Origin of the sequence: Shewanella sp. HL-SH4, from assembly GCF_051164845.1 — a bacterium.
GTDB lineage: Bacteria > Pseudomonadota > Gammaproteobacteria > Enterobacterales > Shewanellaceae > Shewanella > Shewanella glacialimarina.
On record NZ_CP195037.1, the window covers coordinates 1,535,916 to 1,556,234 of the forward strand.

The 20,319-nt window shown below is 41.4% G+C and carries 17 protein-coding genes; 5 read left to right on the forward strand and 12 right to left on the reverse strand.

Annotation, left to right across the window (positions count from 1 at the left end):
* Nucleotides 1–51 precede the first annotated feature (51 nt).
* Together rlmC and ACRWQL_RS07640 are read right to left on the reverse strand one after the other, a co-directional pair.
* Complete coding sequence (gene rlmC / locus ACRWQL_RS07635; protein ID WP_434928198.1) at nt 52–1,197, reverse strand: 23S rRNA (uracil(747)-C(5))-methyltransferase RlmC; 1,146 nt, start codon at nt 1,195–1,197, stop codon at nt 52–54.
* Nucleotides 1,187–1,645, reverse strand: coding sequence for a MarR family winged helix-turn-helix transcriptional regulator (locus ACRWQL_RS07640; RefSeq protein ID WP_434928196.1), 459 nt, complete (start codon nt 1,643–1,645; stop codon nt 1,187–1,189). Before ACRWQL_RS07640 ends, rlmC begins: the two co-directional genes overlap by 11 nt.
* A 214-nt stretch (nt 1,646–1,859) precedes the next feature.
* On the opposite strand from ACRWQL_RS07640, the gene ACRWQL_RS07645 reads away from it, so the two are divergent.
* Nucleotides 1,860–2,048 (forward strand): cytoplasmic protein, encoded by a 189-nt coding sequence (locus tag ACRWQL_RS07645; RefSeq protein ID WP_226411312.1) that lies wholly within the window; start codon nt 1,860–1,862, stop codon nt 2,046–2,048.
* Nucleotides 2,049–2,141: 93 nt separating this feature from the next.
* Nucleotides 2,142–2,810 (forward strand): MliC family protein, encoded by a 669-nt coding sequence (locus tag ACRWQL_RS07650; protein ID WP_434952957.1) that lies wholly within the window; start codon nt 2,142–2,144, stop codon nt 2,808–2,810.
* 40 nt (nt 2,811–2,850) lie between these two features.
* Here the strand turns inward: ACRWQL_RS07650 and ACRWQL_RS07655 are convergent, their stop codons facing one another.
* Nucleotides 2,851–3,225: an STAS/SEC14 domain-containing protein gene (locus ACRWQL_RS07655; RefSeq protein WP_434952958.1), complete on the reverse strand. Its 375-nt coding sequence runs from the start codon at nt 3,223–3,225 to the stop codon at nt 2,851–2,853.
* 160 nt (nt 3,226–3,385) lie between these two features.
* A complete protein-coding gene (locus ACRWQL_RS07660; RefSeq protein ID WP_434952959.1) occupies nt 3,386–3,946 on the reverse strand; it encodes a TMEM165/GDT1 family protein in 561 nt (186 codons plus the stop codon).
* Between the two features lie 448 nt (nt 3,947–4,394).
* Between ACRWQL_RS07660 and ACRWQL_RS07665 the strand changes: the two genes are divergently transcribed.
* Entirely contained in the window at nt 4,395–5,597 is a 1,203-nt protein-coding gene (locus tag ACRWQL_RS07665; protein ID WP_434952960.1) for an aromatic amino acid transport family protein, read from the forward strand.
* Nucleotides 5,598–5,832: 235 nt separating this feature from the next.
* Nucleotides 5,833–7,989: a S46 family peptidase gene (locus ACRWQL_RS07670; protein WP_434952961.1), complete on the forward strand. Its 2,157-nt coding sequence runs from the start codon at nt 5,833–5,835 to the stop codon at nt 7,987–7,989.
* Here the strand turns inward: ACRWQL_RS07670 and ACRWQL_RS07675 are convergent.
* The 7 genes from ACRWQL_RS07675 to ACRWQL_RS07705 form a co-directional block, all read right to left on the reverse strand.
* Nucleotides 7,982–8,704: an RNA pseudouridine synthase gene (locus ACRWQL_RS07675; RefSeq protein ID WP_434952962.1), complete on the reverse strand. Its 723-nt coding sequence runs from the start codon at nt 8,702–8,704 to the stop codon at nt 7,982–7,984. The genes ACRWQL_RS07670 and ACRWQL_RS07675 overlap by 8 nt on opposite strands.
* A 6-nt stretch (nt 8,705–8,710) precedes the next feature.
* Nucleotides 8,711–9,427: a hypothetical protein gene (locus ACRWQL_RS07680; protein ID WP_434952963.1), complete on the reverse strand. Its 717-nt coding sequence runs from the start codon at nt 9,425–9,427 to the stop codon at nt 8,711–8,713.
* A 112-nt stretch (nt 9,428–9,539) separates the two neighbouring features.
* Nucleotides 9,540–10,880, reverse strand: coding sequence for a Na+/H+ antiporter NhaC family protein (locus ACRWQL_RS07685; protein WP_434952964.1), 1,341 nt, complete (start codon nt 10,878–10,880; stop codon nt 9,540–9,542).
* A gap of 347 nt (nt 10,881–11,227) precedes the next feature.
* The gene (putA, locus tag ACRWQL_RS07690; protein ID WP_434953350.1) at nt 11,228–14,422 is read right to left on the reverse strand and encodes a bifunctional proline dehydrogenase/L-glutamate gamma-semialdehyde dehydrogenase PutA; all 3,195 of its coding nucleotides are present in this window, start codon (nt 14,420–14,422) and stop codon (nt 11,228–11,230) included.
* Nucleotides 14,423–14,738: 316 nt separating this feature from the next.
* Nucleotides 14,739–15,317, reverse strand: coding sequence for a TIGR04211 family SH3 domain-containing protein (locus ACRWQL_RS07695; protein ID WP_434939875.1), 579 nt, complete (start codon nt 15,315–15,317; stop codon nt 14,739–14,741).
* Nucleotides 15,318–15,449: 132 nt separating this feature from the next.
* Nucleotides 15,450–16,718, reverse strand: coding sequence for an inorganic phosphate transporter (locus ACRWQL_RS07700; RefSeq protein WP_434952965.1), 1,269 nt, complete (start codon nt 16,716–16,718; stop codon nt 15,450–15,452).
* Nucleotides 16,719–16,742: 24 nt separating this feature from the next.
* A complete protein-coding gene (locus tag ACRWQL_RS07705; protein ID WP_434952966.1) occupies nt 16,743–17,423 on the reverse strand; it encodes a TIGR00153 family protein in 681 nt (226 codons plus the stop codon).
* 222 nt (nt 17,424–17,645) lie between these two features.
* Between ACRWQL_RS07705 and ACRWQL_RS07710 the strand changes: the two genes are divergently transcribed.
* Nucleotides 17,646–18,767, forward strand: coding sequence for an inorganic triphosphatase (locus ACRWQL_RS07710; protein WP_434952967.1), 1,122 nt, complete (start codon nt 17,646–17,648; stop codon nt 18,765–18,767).
* A gap of 100 nt (nt 18,768–18,867) precedes the next feature.
* Here ACRWQL_RS07710 and ACRWQL_RS07715 read toward each other — a convergent pair whose 3' ends face one another.
* Entirely contained in the window at nt 18,868–20,076 is a 1,209-nt protein-coding gene (locus tag ACRWQL_RS07715; protein WP_434952968.1) for a class I SAM-dependent methyltransferase, read from the reverse strand.
* Nucleotides 20,077–20,319: the final 243 nt, after the last annotated feature.

Below are 20,319 nucleotides of genomic sequence, written 5' to 3' on the forward strand. Positions count from 1 at the left end.
GAGTTCCTAATATTCTTATATCGATTTAGTTTATGACACTATTATGAATACTTAATGACAAAGAGAGTTCTTTTCTAACATCACCAGCACTTCATAGTGGTCGGTATGTGGAAACATATCAAACAACTGCACCTTGGTAATTTTATATCCTGATATCATCGCCAAATCTTTCACTAAACTGATTGGGTTACAACTCGAATAAACTATTGCTTTAGGTGAAAATGCGCTTAATGACTGACAAAGCGACTCGCCTATTCCGCGCCTTGGCGGATTAACAATAATCAAATCAGGTTTATCATTTGCTGCGATCCCATTAGCAAAATCGGTAGAATCCAGCGCCCTAAAGCTGATGTCCTCTAGACCCATTTCTGCGGCAGACATCTTGGCACACTCGATCGCTTCGGCCTCAATTTCAATCCCAGTTAACCGAATTTTGCCACTTGCACAATGTAGTCCGAATCCACCCACCCCACAAAATAAATCCCAAATATGTTGTGGATTAAATGCCGCTACCCACTCTCGAGCGGTTTGATAAAGTTGCTCAGCTACCTGTGGATTGGTTTGAAAAAAACTTTTAGGACGAATATATAAAGGCACATCATTAAAGCGATCAGCAAGACGGGTTTGATCGGTTAAAAATATTTCTTGATCGCCCTCTAAAATCGCCATATGAACAGGTTGAATATTAACCGACACTAAACTGATTTTAGGAAATTCAGCCTGTAACTGAGGTAGTTCTCGCTTAATTCGTGAAATTGCCTGTTCACTGTTCAGCACAAAGCGCAGCATAAATTCACCAGAGATATAACTTCTGGTGAGCAGAATAAATTTAAGCTCACCTTTACTTTTATCGACTCGATAAGGCGGAATTCCCGCTTGTTGCACGAACAATTGCAATCTATGCAATAGCTGCCGCATATCTTCAGGATACAGTTGGCAATCGCATAAACTAATGGGCTGCCCCTGGGGATCGACAATACCTAAAATAGGTTGATGTGCTGCACCTAAAACCACCATTTTGGCTTTATTGCGAAAACGATTTTCTTGGCTTGCAATGGGTTCAAGCCATTGCTCAACAGGCAATTGGCCAAAAAACTGCTGTAGTTTGGTCATTTTATGCTGTAACTGTTCTGACATAGGGATTTGAATATCACGACAGGATAAACAATGACCTTTTTCAAAAAACTCACACTTCACAACTTGATGCCTTATCAGAATTAAGTACTTTTAACGCGTTATCACATAAACTTTTAAGCTGCTGAAGTTGTGCCAGATCGCCACCCACTTTACAACGCATCATTTCAGGGACTGATTCAGCTTGTTGGCGTAGCATTTGACCTTGTTCGGTAAGGTGTAATACTCTAACTCGCTCATCTTCTTCACTACGGCCTCGTATTACTAACTTTTTTACTTCTAAGCGCTTAAGTAAGGGGGTTAACGTACCTGAGTCTAAATGCAATCGCTCGCCCAAGGTTTTAACGCTTATGCCCGCCTCTTTCCACAACACTAACATGACTAAATACTGCGGATATGTCAGTGATAACTCATCAAGCAAAGGGCGATAAGCACGGATCATCGCATTAGTGACGCTATATAATGAAAAACACACCTGATTTTCAAGTGCTAATGGGTTGGCTGATGGCATAAATATTCCCTTTAAAATTTGCTCAAGTATAACATATTCTAGTTGTGCACAATCTATAATATTTGCCAATAACAGAGAATACTTTGCCAAGAATTTATTATATTTTGCTAGGGAAGCATATTAATCCGATATCTTTGCTACAGTATTCAATACGCCTGCCGATATACAAATAGACAGAATACAAACACCATTATTTAATAAAAGTGAGGTTTATATGACAATTTCGGTAAACGCTCCAAGCAACATGCCAGCAAATATTGATTCAGGCCATAGCTTGAAAGCCGCTGTTATGGCGAAGGATCAACAAAAAGTGGAAGGTCAAATGGCACTGCAACTTATTGAAGCAGCAGCGCCTCCAGCACCTGTTGGCAATGCAGGTCACAATATTAATACGACTGCCTAAATTTTTACTGTGTAATTAGCTATCTTAAATTGCGACACCTTAGTGATTACGTCATTATGGTCTGTCATGAATAATGGATAGAGAAATACATTGATGAAAAATTTATCGGCTTTGGCTACTATTGGGTTAACTGCGGTTGGTTTAACTGTGATTGGTTTAACTCCAATTGCGCAGAGCTACGCCGCTACGTCTGTGGCTCAAGCACCTAGCTTTGAGTGCAATAAAGCACGCGGGTCTATTGAGAAGCTTATTTGTCAATCAGAAGAGTTGGCTCTACTGGATATTCAGTTACAGCCCCTTTTCAGCCAATTAGTTTCACAAGTCGATGGGCAGCAAGTTAACCGCATTAAAGCTGAGCAAAGAGGCTGGATTAAAGGCCGTAATGATTGCTGGAAAGCCGATAACCCTAAAGAATGTACTAAGCTTAATTACCAATCTCGTATAACTGAGCTACAAATTCTAGCAGGCGCTGTAGAGGTGCCAAGTGCAACTTATTATCAATGTGGCCATGATCCACAGAACAAATTAACAGCCTATTTTTATAATAATACTGCCATCCCCGCCGCAGTATTTAGCTACAGTCTGGCGAAAAAAACATCTAGCGTGCCTCCAGCAAATTTATCCCAATTAGGACTATTAACCCGTACGGCTTCTGGCGCTAAATACCAGGCGCAGAATACTAGCCTATGGACTCATCAACAACAGGCGACGATTGAACAAATTAATCAGCCGCCAATAAGCTGTAAGTTAATAGTCGAGTAAATAGATAAGATGGCAGTCTAAAGCAATCAAATAAGAGTGGTTAATTTTGCAACCACTCAAAAGCTTGATGTTTGTCGTTGAAAGACATCATCTCACCGTTAATAAACCATCCCCCCACTTTTGCAGCTAAACCTTGCCAATTTTGGTCACCAAAAATAGCCACTTTATTAAAACTGGTACGGTTTTTAACTCCAAGCTTTAAGTCATCCCAAGCGGCTTGTAACTCCCAGCTCTCAAGTTCGCTTATATCCACAAACATGTTCATTTTAGGCTTAGCAACTTGCGCTAATGCATCATCTAGTATCGGAGTAATAATTTGATAGTCTTCATGGGTGAGCTTACCCACCACCTTCATAATGATAAAAAAGTGTTGTTGATGACGCTCAATTCCTATTGTGATCCCATGTCTTTGCATAGCTCAACCTCTACATTTATTTTCAATGGTTAATCTAGGTTGAAGTAAAGCTAAGTTAAGCTAACCCCAACCCGATTATCAACTGACTATAATTTAAGCACTTTTAAGCAATAGATAACGCCGATTAGCGCACACTTAATAGAATCGGCTTTTGTAGCGATCACACGCCATACAATAGAGTGACTACGCCGAGCACCACAAATAAAGCTGCACAAGTTCTGTGGATCATTTTCATCGGTAATTTATCAGCACTAAAATGACCCAGTAATACCACTGGCACATTGGCGATTAACATCCCTAATGTAGTGCCTATTACCACCATGGCAAGTGCATCATATTTCGCCGCTAATACGACTGTGGCAATTTGAGTTTTATCACCCATCTCGGCAATAAAGAACAAAATGAAGGTAGCCATAAACGCGCCTAGTTTATAAAAGCTATTATCATCCTCATCCACTTTATCGGGTATCAGAACCCATAGGGCAATAGCAAAAAATGACACTGCAACGGCATAGCTAGCCCATTGAGGATCAAGCCAGCTAATAGCAAACTGTCCGACCCAAGCTGCGACAAAATGATTGAGTAGTGTTGCCAACAAAATACCTAGAACAATGGCTGATTTATTGAGAAAACGCGCCGCTAACAATAATGCTAACAGTTGAGTTTTATCGCCAATTTCAGCAATAGCCACGGTAAAGGTTGAAGTAAGAAGTGCTTCCAAGGGAAAATCCTAGCGTTATTAGAGGGCGTATAAACCAAGCACAAGCAACAGCAAGCCCTCTAAGCTACTGTTACCGTACTAGGTCTTGCTTAACAAAGGGCTTCTTTGTTGTTTATACCATGGCAATCTGGCCAATTATGTTGATATAAACGCCAAAAGTTATTGATGGCAACAACTTAAAGCTAGCTACTCCCCTAAAACGAGGGCTGCAATATAACCCAAACTTAAAAGGCATACAACATCATAATGCCCTTCTTCTCATTTCCTAATTCCCAAGCCAGCTAATGAATGCACAATACAAATATTGGCTTTGATGTTGGCGGGCTAAATGTTATGTAATTGTTTCTACACAGTGCAAAAAGTCTTTAAACGACTAAGTTTCTTGCTTGAGCTGTTTGCCTTCTGCTAATGTCGCTTGCAATAAAACAATAACTATATGGACGCGTTCGTGAATTTTAAAACACTTGGATCTATTTCGATAGTCGCTGGTACTGCTATTGGTGGTGGCATGCTTGCATTACCTTTAGCCACTGCGGCACTGGGGATCGTCCCAGCTATCTTGCTGCTCATTGTCATTTGGGGCATCTCTGCATACACCTCTTTACTCATGTTAGAAATCAATTTACGTACCGGTGTAGGCGATAATGTCCATGCCATTACCGGTAAAACATTAGGTAAGGTAGGACAATTAATTCAAGGTGGATCGTTTTTAAGTTTATTATTCGCCTTAACCATGGTGTATTTAATGGGTGGCTCCTCCCTACTGGAAACCCGCTTAGCCCCATTAGGTCTTAACTTAAGTAATCAAGCAGCAGTGCTATTATTCACCGTCATTTTTGGTGGCATTATTGCTGTAGGTGTTAGCTGGATAGATAAAGTCTCTCGAGTGCTGTTTACCGCTATGGTGGTGTTATTAGTCTTGGTCGTTGCCTTTTTACTGCCAGATGTTAATTTAAGCGCGGCATTGACCAACACAGTAAGTGAAGTCGCCCAAGGCAATGAGTTAACTCACTTATGGCTAGCTGCTATTCCTGTGGTGTTTACCTCATTTGGTTTCCATGTGTGTATTGCCACGATTGTGCGCTATCTTGATGGGGATGCGATATCACTGCGTAAAGTACTGTTAATTGGCTCTACAATTCCATTAGTTTGCTACATTTTATGGTTATTGGTCACACTAGGTACGCTAGGTGGCTCCACAGTTCATCAACTTGGAGGCTCATTGCCTAAACTGGTAATGGCACTACAAGGGTTAGTTGAGTCACAAATTGTCAGCCAATTTATTGATATTTTTGCCAACCTAGCACTCATCACTTCATTTTTAGGCGTCACCATGAGTCTGTTTGATTATGTGGCTGAACTGACTCGTGCTCGAAGTGATGTCGCTGGCCGTATTCAAACCTGGTTAATTACCTTTATTCCGCCATTATTATGTGCTTTATTCTACCCAGATGGCTTCTTTCAAGTATTAGGTTTTGCGGCTATTCCTTTAGTTGTGATGATCATATTTTTACCGATCGTGATGGCACTAAAGCAGCGGCCTCAGAACTTCGGTGGTTATCAAGTGATGGGTGGCATGCCGGCACTGATAATAGCAGGTATTATTGGGGTCTTAATTGTGATTGCACAGATAATGGTCGCATTGGGTTAATGGATAGCTAACAGAATTAAATTTAGTTTGTAACTGGTTTTTTCTGACGCTGTTAACCTGTTACAAGTTTTGTTAAAGTCAGGCCTAGGCCTGACTTTTTTGTGGGTCAATATAGTCGTTTAAACATCACGCTAAATATCTAAAATAATAAATACACTAATGTATATTCGGTTTATTTCACATACTGCCAAACCCCTTGAGCATGTGATTACTTTATCAAAATGGACTTATAACAATGAAAACATGGTTACTTACGGCGGCGATTGCTGCCAGTTTTACTGCCCAAGCCGATGAAGGCATGTGGCAGCCACACCAGTTACCCGCCATGGCTGACATGCTCAAAGAAAAAGGCTTAGAAATAGATGCGAAATCAATTTCTAAACTCACTGAATTCCCTATGAATGCGGTCATTAGTTTAGGAGGTTGTACTGCATCCTTTGTGTCACCAAAAGGCTTAGTTGTTACTAACCATCACTGTGCTTATGGTGCAATTCAGTACAACTCAACCCCAGAAAAAAATCTATTAAAAGATGGCTTCTTAGCCAAAACATATAAAGAAGAGTTACCGGCAACACCAGGGTCGCGCGTTTATGTTACCGAAGCGGTAACCGATGTAACCGATAAAGTTAAAAAAGGCCAAATGGATAAAGTAGGCAACGACTTTTACGCCGGTATCGAACAGCAGGAAAAAGCCTTAGTGGCTGAATGTGAGAAAGAAGACGGTTACCATTGTCAGGTTTACAGCTTCCATGGCGGCTTAGAATATTATCTCGTTAAGCAGCTCGAAATTCGTGATGTTCGTTTAACCTATAACCCAGCTGGTAGTGTCGGTAAATATGGTGGCGATATCGATAACTGGATGTGGCCTCGCCATACCGGTGATTTCTCATTTTATCGCGCTTATGTAGGTAAAGACGGCAAGCCTGCGGACTTCCATGCAGACAACGTCCCGTATGAGCCAAAAAGTTTCTTAAAAGTGTCAGCTAAAGGCGTTAGTGATGGCGACTTTGTGATGGTCGCAGGCTATCCGGGTAGCACTAATCGTTACCGCACTGCAAACGAGGTTGAAAATCAATTCGAATGGGCTTATCCAGAAGGTAAGATTCTGCGTGAACGCATGATTGAAATCATCAAAGACACTGCAGCAGAAGGCACAGATGATCGCATTAAGTATGAAAGCTTAATTGCTGGACTAGCAAACTACGCTAAAAACTTTGCCTCCATGATTGAGTTCTACGGCAAAATGCCGATGTTAGAGGATCGCAAAAAGGTAGAAAGCGACCTAGCATCATGGATTAATGCTGACTCGGCGCGCCAGGAAAAATATGGTAAAACCTTAGTTGAATTAGATAAATTAGTCACTAAAAGCCAACAAAACCAGCAGCGTGATACCTTATTAGGCTACATTACCTACACAACCATGCTGACAACAGCGCGTGATTTATATCGTTTAGCTAACGAAAAAACACTACCTGACATGGAGCGTGAACCAGGTTATCAAGAGCGTGATATAGCCAATTTCACCTCAAGTATGGAACGTATTGATCGTCGCTATGCAGCTAGTGTCGACAAGGCATTGTTAATAGAAATGTTAACGCGTTACGCCAACCTACCTGCAGAACAGCGCTTACCAGCATTTGATAAAGCCTTCAATATTGGCAACAAGTTCGACGCTAAGAAGCTGAATAAGACCGTAGATAAGATGTTTGCTAACACAAAATTAGCTGATCAAGCTACCCGTTTAGCATGGATGGATAAGTCGGTTGCAGATTTTAAAAAGTCTAACGACCCCTTCATTCAGTTTGCTGTCAGTACCTATGATGAAAGCATGAAGCTAGAGCAGGCACAGAAGCAATTATCGGGTGATCTAATGAAAGTACGTCCACAGTTTATGGACGCTATCATTGCTTATAATCGTGAGCTTGGTAAACCCGTTTATGCTGACGCCAACTCAAGCTTACGAGTCTCTGTGGGTAATGTGAAAGGCTATTCACCACAAGATGGTTTGGTGGCAGTACCATTTACACGCTTAGAAGGCATCTTAGCTAAAGATACAGGCATGGACCCATTTGATGCGCCCGCTAAGCAGCTCGAGTTAATCAAACAAAAACAATATGGTGACTACTATGTCAAAGCCATTGATTCTGTTCCAGTTAACTTTTTATCAACCTTAGATACGACTGGCGGTAACTCTGGCTCACCGACACTAAATGGCCGCGCTGAATTAGTCGGTTTACTATTTGATGGTGTGTATGAAAGTATTATTGGTGATTGGGGCTACGATGCCAATAAAAACCGTTCAATCCAGGTTGATAGCCGCTACATGTTATGGATTATGGAGCATGTTGATCACGCCGATAATCTATTAGCAGAAATGGAAATCGTTAAGTAACGCCTATTGGTTGCATTAACATGCTTAATTCGGCGGCCGTTAACGGTCGCCGTTTTGTTTCTGGCAAATCACCTAATTCTACCTCCCCTATCGCGACTCGCTTTAAATCAATCACCCGATAGCCTAGTGTTTGACACATTTTACGGATCTGTCGGTTTAATCCCTGGGTCAATAATATTTCGAATTGTACCGAAGCCAAAGACTTTACCAGGCACGCTCGAGTCGTGACGTTTTGGCTGGCTTGTTGATAGGTCACGCCCGCAGCCATTGTCGCCAAAAACAGCTCATCAAAAGGTTTATCAACACTGACATGATAGGTTTTTGAATGATGAAAATCAGGATGCATTAATCGCTGGGTTAATTGACCGTCATTGGTGAGTAATAATAGTCCTCGGGAATCTTTGTCTAATCGCCCTGCAGGATACAATCTTGGCCCTTTAGGTAAGTGATGCAGTAAACTACTAGGGTCGCTTTCAATTAAACGACAATCGACTCCTACAGGCTTATGATATAACCAATAGACTTTATCTTCAGGCTTAAGAACTTTTACATCGTCGACACGAATATCATCAATAAAATCAGTATCAATAACCGTTGAATGTAAAGCTAAACAGCCATTAATAGTGACTCGACTAGCCTCAATAATTCTTGAACATTGACGCCTTGAGGCGATGCCGCAAAGGGCAAGGTAATGGGCTAAACGATATTGAGCCATACCGGTTTATGCTGGCACAACGTGACGTGATAATGACTGTTGTACAACTATGTGTTGGCGTATGCTTAATCCAAGGCATACACACCATAAAATATTCGCTTGAGTTAACAACCACATACTAGACGATACCCAACAGAAATGACTACCATTGTCATCGCAGGAAGGGAAATCAAGTAAATGCCAATCTAATAAACGAATTAAGTTAACGGACGTGACTATTGCCACTATCGATAATCCAAACACCACTCGAGTCATAGTGCTTTTGGGTTTAAAGTAATCAGCGAAACATAAGCAATGTAAGACTAGCGAACCAACTAAGTACAAGGTTGAAACCTTGCGATGCAACTCTAAGAAATTAATTGGAAACATCCCCATCAGCGCAATACTCAAGCCAACAATCCCCCCTACAACGGCAATTCCTCGGCTTAAGACATCCGAAAAAGTAAAATAAATAGCCAAAGTGCCCAACAAGAAACATACACCAGCTGCAAGCAAAGACAGGTTAAACACCACAGCTAAAGGAGAATTCATATAATCCCCTAAAATATCAGGACGAATAGTAAAGATGCTGGTTTGCATTTGTTGTACTTGTGCAAATAATGCAGACGAGACGCCAATACTGGCAATAATTGCCGCAGCTAATGACATAAAGACAATCACTAGATATAAGTCGTAATTTGTATGCTGTTTAGTCAAGGCGATCAGGTATGAGAAATAAGACAATCGAGCTTACCTGTATCTTTAAAAAAGTAAAAGCCCTAAACACGGTTTAGGGCTTACTGATACTAATGCTAATACAGTCAACAGATAGTATATTTAAATCAATATTGATAGATTATGCACGCTTTCTAAATATCACAATAATGACCGCAACAACCGCCAAAATCATACAATACCAGGCATTCGATACCGCCGTTAATGGGCTAATAGTAAACACTGATGCTATTAATAATGCTTGAGCCCCATGGGGGATCAACCCCTGAATAATACAGGCAAAAATATCCATTACACTGGCAGCTCGCTTAGGGCTAACGCCGTGTTTTTCTGCTAAGTCTTTAGCGATATCGCCAGTCACCACAATGGAAACCGTATTATTTGCCACGCAGGTATTTGTCGCGGCAACAATACTCGCTATGCCTAATTCAGCTGCGCGTGGTGACGTATCGCCCGCAGACTTAGAAAAACGGCTAATTAGCCCTTCGACCTTATCATTCACAAAGGCCAAGCCACCCTGCTGTTGCATCAGTGCCGCTAAACCTCCTACCAACATAGAAAGAATGAAGATTTCTTGCATATTGGTAAAGCCAGTATAAATATCATTGCCAAATTGAATAACATTGTAATCTGCAGCTAATATCCCTGTCAGGCCAGCCAGTAAAATACCTAAGGTTAGCACCACAAATACATTCAACCCTGAAACGGCCAAAATCAATATGGTTAAATACGGTAATACTTTTATAAATTCAATTTGTTGCGGGGCAATAGTAGCCTGCCCTTGGCCTGCAAATGAAAAAGCAACAAGCGTTAAAATTGAGGCTGGAATAGCAAAGACTAAATTTTCGCGAAACTTATCTTTCATATCACATCCCTGAGTGCGAGTCGCAGCGATAGTAGTATCCGAAATAATGGATAAATTATCACCAAACAATGCCCCAGACATTACCGCCCCCGCCATTAATGCGTATTCAATTTGTGCTTGGTCTGCCACACCCAAAGCGACAGGCGCCACTGCCGCTATCGTGCCCATTGACGTGCCCATAGCAGTAGCAATAAATGCCGCTATCATAAAGAAACCGGGCAATAATAAGTCAGCAGGAATCAGCGATAAACCTAAAGCAACCGTAGAATCAACACCACCCGTTGCTTTAGCAACAGAGGCAAATGCACCCGCCAGTAAATAAATTAAACACATGGCGATAATATTGCTATGGCCAATACCCTCAATGAAGGTTTCAATCGCGTTGTTGATTTTTTGTTTAGACAGCAGCATGGCCAACATGATGGCAGGTAGAATAGCAATCACACTGGGCAATTGATAAAAAGCATAATCAACACCTTGGCTTTGAAAGTACACTCCAGCGCCAATAAATAGTCCGAGAAAAACAAATAAAGGCAACAAAGCAATAAAGGATGCCGTTGGCGAACTGTTACTTGTGGTGGGTTTAGTCAAAGTCATCTCTCTTTTTCTATATTTTTAGGCTTGTGACGGAAAAGCAATATTCATCTGAGTGAATACTAGGATTACATCCTACACATCCTATTCATCTGCGCCAAGAATAAGAGAAGTTATTTCAAATTGCAACATAGACGTCTAGACTTCTTTCCTTCCAGTCGATTTTTTACAAAAATAGCTCAATCATTAAACAAAACACCGCTAATCTAGCCAATCATATAACAAAAATACCATCCTGCTCTCATACCGACTCTGCAATAGAGTCTGTCTCAACTGCGTTGATAAAACGGGATAAACAATAATGCCCGCAATTGCGGGCATTATTTTAACTAACACTAAGCGATTAACACTTATTCGTCAGAGTCACCTAACGATAACAATGTCGCATTACCACCAATAGCGGTAATATTATTGGTGCGGGTTTTCTCGGTAACAAAACGGGTTAAATAGTGTGGGCCGCCCGCTTTAGGACCCGTGCCAGATAAACCTTGACCACCAAATGGTTGTACACCGACTACTGCGCCAATTTGGTTGCGGTTAATGTACACATTACCCACATTCACTTTATCAGCAAGATTTAAAGCATGACCTTCGTTACGGCTATGAATACCTAAGGTTAATCCATAACCCGTACTATTAATTTCATCGATAACCTTACCTAAATCAGCCGCTTTGAAACGAATAACATGCAGGATTGGGCCAAAATGTTCTTTGTCTAACACTTTAATCGAATTAATCTCTACCGCTGTCGGGGCAACAAAGTGACCATTTTCAGTCCCAGCAGGTAACGCTAGTTGGTTAATTAATTTACCCACTTGCTTAATATGATCAATATGGGCATTTAAGTTCGCTTTAGCCGCCGCATCAATTACCGGGCCCACATCTGTTTTCACAGAACTTGGGTCGCCAATGGTTAATTGCTCCATTGCGCCTTTCATCACTTCAATCACGCGATCGGCAACATCATATTGTACATATAGTACTCGTAATGCTGAACAACGCTGACCGGCACTGGTGAAAGAGGCAGACACAATATCATTAACCACTTGCTCAGGTTGTGAAGTTGAATCCACCACCATCGCATTTTGGCCACCGGTTTCGGCAATTAACGGAATAATTGCACCATCACGGTTTGCTAAAGTACGGTTAATTAGCTTAGCCGTACCGGTAGAACCAGTAAAACATACACCACCAATACGCTCGTCAGCGGTTAATACAGCCCCTACTGTCGCGCCAGTACCTGGTAGGAATTGCAACACGTCGGTAGGAATACCCGCTTCATGCGCTAACTGAACCGCGCGATAACCCACTAGGCATGTTTGCTCAGCAGGTTTAGCAATAACGGTATTACCCGCAGCTAATGCCGCACTTGCTTGACCTAAGAATATCGCTAATGGGAAGTTCCAAGGGCTGATACACACAAATATACCGCGGCCTTGTAAAAACAACTCATTCAACTCACCTGTTGGGCCAGGAAGCAATTCTGGCTTAGCCATCATTTTCTTCGCTTGCACCGCGTAATAGCGACAAAAATCCACTGCTTCACGGACTTCATCAATGCCGTCTTGGATACTCTTACCCGCTTCACGGGTACAAAGTGCAATTAACTCTTCACGATTTTCTTCTAATAAGTCAGCCAGTTTTTGCAATGCAGTGGCACGGATTTCAACTGGAGTACGTGACCAGCGAGCAAAAGCACTCTCAGCTGATGCAATAGCAGTTTCAATCGCTTGGCTATCAGCAAAAGCCACTTTACCGACCATTTTAGTGGTATCAAATGGGCTAACTACGTCTCGCATTTCACCGGTTAAGGTTTTGCCATTAACCAATGGGCCTGCTTGCCATTGTGTTTGAGCATATTTCTCGATTGCCGCAAAAAATGGCTCAGACTCTGAAATAATATTCATATTTAATCCTTTAGAATTTTTACGCTCAACGCCGAATATATCCGCCGGTTTAACAATCTTATGATTGGTAAAGCTCTTATAGCCTTTTAGTGTCACCAAAGGGTGTACCACTAAAGACTCGATTGGGGTTTTCGGGTCAACCAACTTATGTACAAACGATGTATTGGCACCGTTCTCTAATAAGCGGCGCACTAAGTAGGGTAGTAAATCTCTGTGGGCACCAATTGGTGCATAAATACGCACAGCTTTAGCACCGCTTTCAGCAAGCATAGTGTCATAAAGCTCTTGTCCCATACCATGTAAACGTTGGAACTCGTATAGGCGATCACCCGCCATAGCATCTATGCTAGCGACCGTTTGTGCATTATGGGTAGCAAACTGTGGGTAAATGTTACCGCGAGTTGATTCGGATAATAAAAAACGTGCACAGGCTAGATATGAGACATCGGTACCCGCTTTACGGGTATAAAGTGGATAACCCGCCTCACCCGCTTGTTGAGCCCATTTAAGCTCGCTGTCCCAATAAGCACCTTTAACTAGGCGCAACGGAATTTCATCACCTTGATCTTTAGCAAGGCGGTTGATCCAACATAACACCGGTAAACAACGCTTAGAATAAGCCTGAACAACAATACCGAGTAAGCCCCAGCCCTTTGCTTCTTCTGATTGATACAGCTTTTTGAATAAAGCTAAAGATAACTCTAAACGATCAACTTCTTCAGCATCAATTGAAATACCAATATTTAGCTGGCGAGCTTGGACTATTAGCTTAATAACGGTGTCATATAATTCAGTCAATACGCGATCAATATTGGCCACTTCATAACGCGGGTGCAACGCTGAAAGTTTGATTGAAATAGTCGGTCTTGGCGCGTCAGTTTCATCGTATGCCTGCGCACCGAGATCGCGAATAGCATGACTGTAATCGGTAAAATATTTTTGTGCATCTTTAGCGGTTAACGCAGCTTCACCCAACATGTCATAACTGTGGGTATAGCCCATTTCACGTTTGTCTTCGCTATTCTTTAATGCTTCTTTAACATTGCGACCAAGCACAAACTGTTTACCCATAATCTTCATCGCAGCAAGCATAGCTTGGCGGATCACAGGCTCACCTAAACGGTTAACTAGACGATTAATCAAATGGCTTGGAGTACCATCTATTTTACGATCTAACTTAACGATTTTACCCGTCAGCATTAATCCCCAAGTAGAGGCATTAACCAGTACAGAGCTACTTTTACTGATATGTGCATCCCACTTAGCACCTGATAACTTATCATCGATCAATGCATCGGCTGTGTCAGCATCTGGAATGCGTAATAAGGCCTCGGCAAGACACATTAAAATAATGCCTTCTTGGGTTTCTAAGCTATATTGCTGTAAAAAAGCATCAACACCAACCATCAAGCCTTTCTTTTCAAATTGGCGAACTTTAGTCACCAATTCATGTGCTCGACGAGTCACCTGCTGAATTTCTTCATCGGATGAGGGCACCAGCGTAATTAACTCTGCTAGATACTGTTCTTCATCAACAATGTAATTGTCAGTAACTGCTTTAAACAATTCTTCGAGAGTGGCGTTGTCATAGCGACCGCCCAGTACTTCACTCGCTTTGAACATCATAATCGCTTCCATCATGGTCAGTTGAAGGAGGGTAAAAACCAATGGGTGTGACGTACATTACAGCATTTTATTTTGTATACAATGTACGATTCGGGCGAGTATACAATCAAAATGTGATCAAGAACACTCTCTATTAGTCCATAAACTCGCTTCGGTGCACATAAAATGTAGCAGAAGGTTTACCTGTTTAATATTAGCTAACTTAATGATAATGTCAGGAACAAAATCTACTCATAATTATCAGTACCTTACAATGCTAAAAAACAAAAAAGGCTAACACATGATATGTTAGCCTTTCTGTTTGAAAATTTGATATATTGTCGATTAATTACATCCACCGACTCTTTTTACGCAGCTGAGGACGGGGTAAATACACTAAAATGATCCCAATTAACGCACCAATACCAGCAATAATGCCACCTTGTTGCCACATCTGATATTGTTGATCTTGTTTAGTCGTATCCACTTTAGCTTGGGCGGTATCGCGTTCAGCTAAGGCTTTTTCTAAGGCAGCTTGAAGCTCTGTCACTTTTTGCTTGGCTAACTCGAAGTCTTGACTAACATTATCGGTTCCCAATGAGATTTGATTAAGTTGCTCATTAACCTTAATAAGCTCTTGCTCAACCAGCGGGAAACGCTCTCTTAAACTAGGTTGTTCGGTAACAAACGCACTACGAACCCAGCCCTCACGGCCTTTATTATCGATAATTTGAGCATACTCACCTTCAGTTTTACCTAAAAACTGAATAGGTTGACCCGCTTCTACACTACCAATAATACGAAAATCAGTGCCTGGTCCACCGTGAATATAGGTAAACACATCATCTGAAATATAATGTGAAGACGTTTGAGCATTAACGCTCAACGACAACAATAACAAAGCAAAAAAATTAATGACTTTCAACACAGCCTTTTCCCTAACGCTATTAAATAGCAATCATGTTATTTATGTAATCCCATTAATGCTATTTACTTAGTCCCATTAATGCAAGAAGGAAGTCATAGGACTTCCTTCTTAAGTCGAGATTAACTTCTATTATTAACTAAAGATACTTTTAATTATGTAGAAGAACACGATAGATAGGCCTGCACCTGCTGGTAAAGTCACTACCCAAGATATTACGATGTTACGAACCACACCGATATTGATTGCAGCAATACCACGCGCCATTCCCACACCCAACACTGCACCCACTAAGGTTTGTGTTGTAGAAATAGGTAAACCTGTTCCTGAAGCAAGTACAACCGTTGAAGCTGCAGCTAACTCAGCAGCAAAACCACGACTCGGTGTTAAATGAGTAATGTTTTTACCGATAGTTTGCATTACGCGTTGGCCAAATATCGCCAAACCTAACACAATACCGATAGCACCTAGCGGAAGAATCCACCATGCTAAAACAGCTTCAGAACCAATGACACCGCCACTTTCAACAACTGATACCACAGCCGCTAATGGGCCAATAGCATTAGCTACATCGTTTGAACCGTGGGCAAATGCCATACAACACGCTGTAACAACCATCAAAATTGCGAACACTTTTTCAACGTTACCAAATTGTGTTTGACGGTCTGCTTTTTCACTCATTTTTAAGCGAGAAATGGCCACTTTACCCAAAAGACCAACAGCAACTGCGATAGCAGTTGCTAGCATGTAAGCTTCTAAAGTAGAGAAATGTAACCCAACATGTTTTAAGCCTTTAGTGATAGTCACAAGTGACATCACAAAGCCTGCCAATGCCATGTAAAACGGCACATAACGTTTGGCATTACCCAATGGGTCTTCGGTATCAAAAATCAGTTTTTGCACACTTTGGAAAATGGTATAAGCAATAAAACCTGAAATAGCAGGAGTCACGACCCAAGAGCCTACAATTCCAACTACCTTACCCCAAGCAACTGCATCAACATTGACTCCTACCGCAGCAAAACCAATGATAGCGCCGATAATTGAGTGAGTGGTCGATACAGGCCAGCCTAAAGCTGACGCAACAACTAACCAAATACCCGCGGCAAGCAATGAACCAATCATACCGTAAACGAGATACTCAGGCTTGTCAGTAAAGTAAGCAGCATCAATAATACCGTTTCGAATTGTACTGGTGACTTCTCCACCTGCCAAAAAGGCACCAGAAAATTCAAAAATCATTGCGATAATAATCGCTTGTTTAATCGTAATGGCATTAGAACCTACAGAAGTTCCCATGGCATTGGCAACATCATTTGCACCAATACCCCACGCCATCAGAAAACCAAATATGGCCGCAAGCGCGATTAGCGTCGGGCCGTTGGTGATTAATACATCAACCATGTCTTTTCCTTGATAACCTTGTGATTAGTTACGAGCTAACATAACCTCTAGACGGGAACCTACACGTTCAGCAATATCAGCTAAACCACCCACCCACTCGATAATTTTGTATAAGAACATTACATCAACTGGATTCAATTCTGATTCAACAGCATACAGTTGACGGCGAACCTGGATTTGAAGATCATCTGAATCTTCTTCAATTTTATCCAATTCGTTGATCATATTGGCAACCAACTTCACTTCACGACCACGAAAACCCGTTTCGAGTAAGTCATCAAGTTCATTAATTGCTTGTTTTGCTAACGCAACAGCATCAAGGCAACGCTTAAGGTAAGCATTGAACGACTCTTGTACTGGTTTAGGGAGGACTAATTGACGCCCGATGATACGGCCAGAAATGTCTTTTGCTGTGTTGGCGATTTTGTCTTGCTGAGTTAATAACTCAAGTAAGTCAGTACGCTCAACCGGCATAAACAAGCCACCGGGCAGAGTTAAGCGGATTTCTCGCTTTAACGAATCAGCATCTTTTTCAAGCAGACTAATTTGTTTGCGAATTTTAACCGCTTCATCCCAATCTCCTGCCATTGTGGCGTCAAAGAAAGGAACAAGAAGTGCAGCACATTCATGAACTTTATCGATATGCTGTTCTAAAGGCTTTAAAGGTGATTTTGCAAATACACCTAAAATAGAGTTTACTGGCATTGCCGTTTACCTATTTAATTAATTCCAACTTGGAAAAGCGGGCGCATACTAACTCAAGCGTCCACATAAAGAAACAGTGTAGTTTCAATTTCGCACTACTGTGATTTACACTTGCAGCACAGAGTATAATTTATCTGAGCGGTGCAATCCTAAGGGATTTTTATTACAGAAATGTGACATTGTGAACTAAATATGACGCATTAATGAATATTTGATTACAAGGTGAGTAATAAGTCAATGAATGCTGAAATTGAGTTGAAACTGTTGGTATCTCCCCAAGACCATGATTCACTAATAAAAAACCTTAATAAATTGCACAATTCATCTTACTGTAAAAGTGAATTTTTATTTAATCATTATTTCGATACTAGCACATTACAATTAGCCCAATGGGATATGGGCTTGCGTGTCCGCGGCTCAAAAAACCATCAAGAGCAAACGATTAAAACCGCAGGAAGTGTTATAAATGGCCTTCATAGTCGCCCTGAATATAATGTGTCGACCGCTGAAAAAACACCCAACCTTTTTTTGTTTCCCGACCATATTTGGCCAAAAGGCACAGTAATCGCTGAGCTAAACTCTGCGCTAATGGCTATTTTTGACACGAGTTTCACTCGACACACGTGGATAGTAAGCCTCAATCAAAGCAAAATTGAGGTCGCGTTAGATAGCGGAGAAGTGATTACCCCTAAAAATAACGGGGTAATAAGTGAACTGGAATTTGAATTGATAGAGGGTAACAGTGCAGATTTAATCTTATTAGGCTTAATTATGATTGAGTATATTCCACTCAGATTAGGCCAGCAAAGTAAGGCATTAACAGGCTATTTATTATCAGAACGAGTCCCTTTTAAGCTCAATACTAACTGGCCCACTGAACTAGATAACCTGAAAAGCTCAGCCCATATCCCCCCAGAAGCTCTTAAACCATTACTCAAAATGGGACTCTCCCATTGGCTGCAACTAGAAAGCGCTTTGGAGTACATGGCTAACCTGTTCAATAGCGAAAGTCATCCGCTAGATGAACTACACAATCAGCAATTAACCGACACCTTGGCGAGAACCGCTCTCTACCTGAGTACCTTTGAGCAACTATTACGCTGCATAATGCTGATCAGCCACGCTATGCTGCAACATAAAGTGTGCAGTGAGCAATTAAAACAAGATACTCAACCGTTAACGGCACTGATTAACCGCCTAATTATCGATTTAACAGCAATACCAAACTGCACGCCACAATTACCAAATCAAGCTCACTCATCTTTAGCCAGTATAGAAAATCTTTGGCAACTTAAAAGCTACGGCAAACTGCAACTCACCTTAATGCAGTACCTCACATGCTAAAGCTTAACTTTCGAAAGCTAGACTAGGAAAATACTTAAATTTAAAACAACTTAAACACCTTCAGTTTAAATCCAAGCCGCTTAAATAATGCCGCTTTAATCTAACCGAGCAAGGTTTCTAAGCATTGCTCTTCAATGCCATAAAAAGCTTTAATGTCGGCAATTTGTTGCAATATAGCGCTGTTGTCGCGGGCTTGGGTACGCTTTTGAGCTAAAATCATTTTATTTTTGCTGGTGTGTTCAAGTGAAATAAACTCAAATACTTGCGTATCATAACCGTGGGCTTCAAGCAGTAATGCGCGCAGGCCATCGGTGACCATTTCAGCTTCTTGGCCTAAGTGAATACCATGCTGTAATAACGGTGCTAGCAAAGTCGGACTTTTCATTTGTGGGCGGATTTGTTTGTGACAACACGGCGAGCACATGATAATTTCCGCGCCAGTTTGAATCCCCATATGCAAAGCATAGTCAGTGGCAACATCACAGGCATGTAAGGCTATCATGATGTTAATCCCCTGGGCTTTAAAGTGTTGCACATCGCCCTGCTCAAACTTAATCCCAGTTAACGCCAGCTTACTCGCAGTTTGATTGCATAAATCAACCAGCCCTTGACGAAGTTCTACACCGGTAACTTGAGTACTCACCTGTAGTTTGTCGATAAAATAGTCGTGCACAGCAAAGGTTAAATACGCCTTACCTGAACCAAAATCGGCAATGTGCACTTCACTATTGTTGGCTAAACCTGTGTTATCAATAGCACGTGACAACACTTCAATAAATTTATTGATTTGCTTCCACTTACGCGACATAGCAGGAATAATTTCGCCACTGGCATCAGTAATACCTAACTCGCGCAAATAAGGACGGTCTTGTTCAACAAAACGTTTTTTAGCACGGTTATGCGGCGCGGTTTCACTATTAATTGCGGTATCGACCTCACTGGCTTTAGGCGCATTTTTATTGCGGTATTTATTGATCAATACCTTGCCTTTCTTGCTGATACTCAGTTGGACCTCCCACTCTTGGGTGATCAAATGTGCATTTTGAAATTCGCTTTCGAGCCATTGTTGACACAAAGTTTCAACCTCAGCCAGTTCAACATTTTTAGTAATGTGATTGGTACGGTATTCATATAAACAAGACAGCAAACGTAGGCCTTTTAGCTCCACTGGACGCATAGCAATACGCTTAAGTTCTTTATTGTCGCCACAGTATTTTGAAAACACTAAACGTTGCAGCGTATTATCAGCTAAAGCACTGGTACATTGTTGCACAAAGCCATTAAGTTCGAGGGTATTGACGTTCGACATTGAAATCTCGTTTACAGTAAATAATTTAAAGCTGCGCAGCACGCAAAGGGTGATAAATAACCACTCACAGCCTATTCAGGTGCTCTATTCTACACCATCTAGCGAATACCACTCTCCTCTTGATGATATTTGTCTGAGTAAGTTAAATCATTTCCCCAGAACCAAGTCCAAAACACATTTAACCACTTAATCTATCAGCAGCAAGCTGCCAGCTAAAAAACCAGCGACCTCAATGCTAACAAC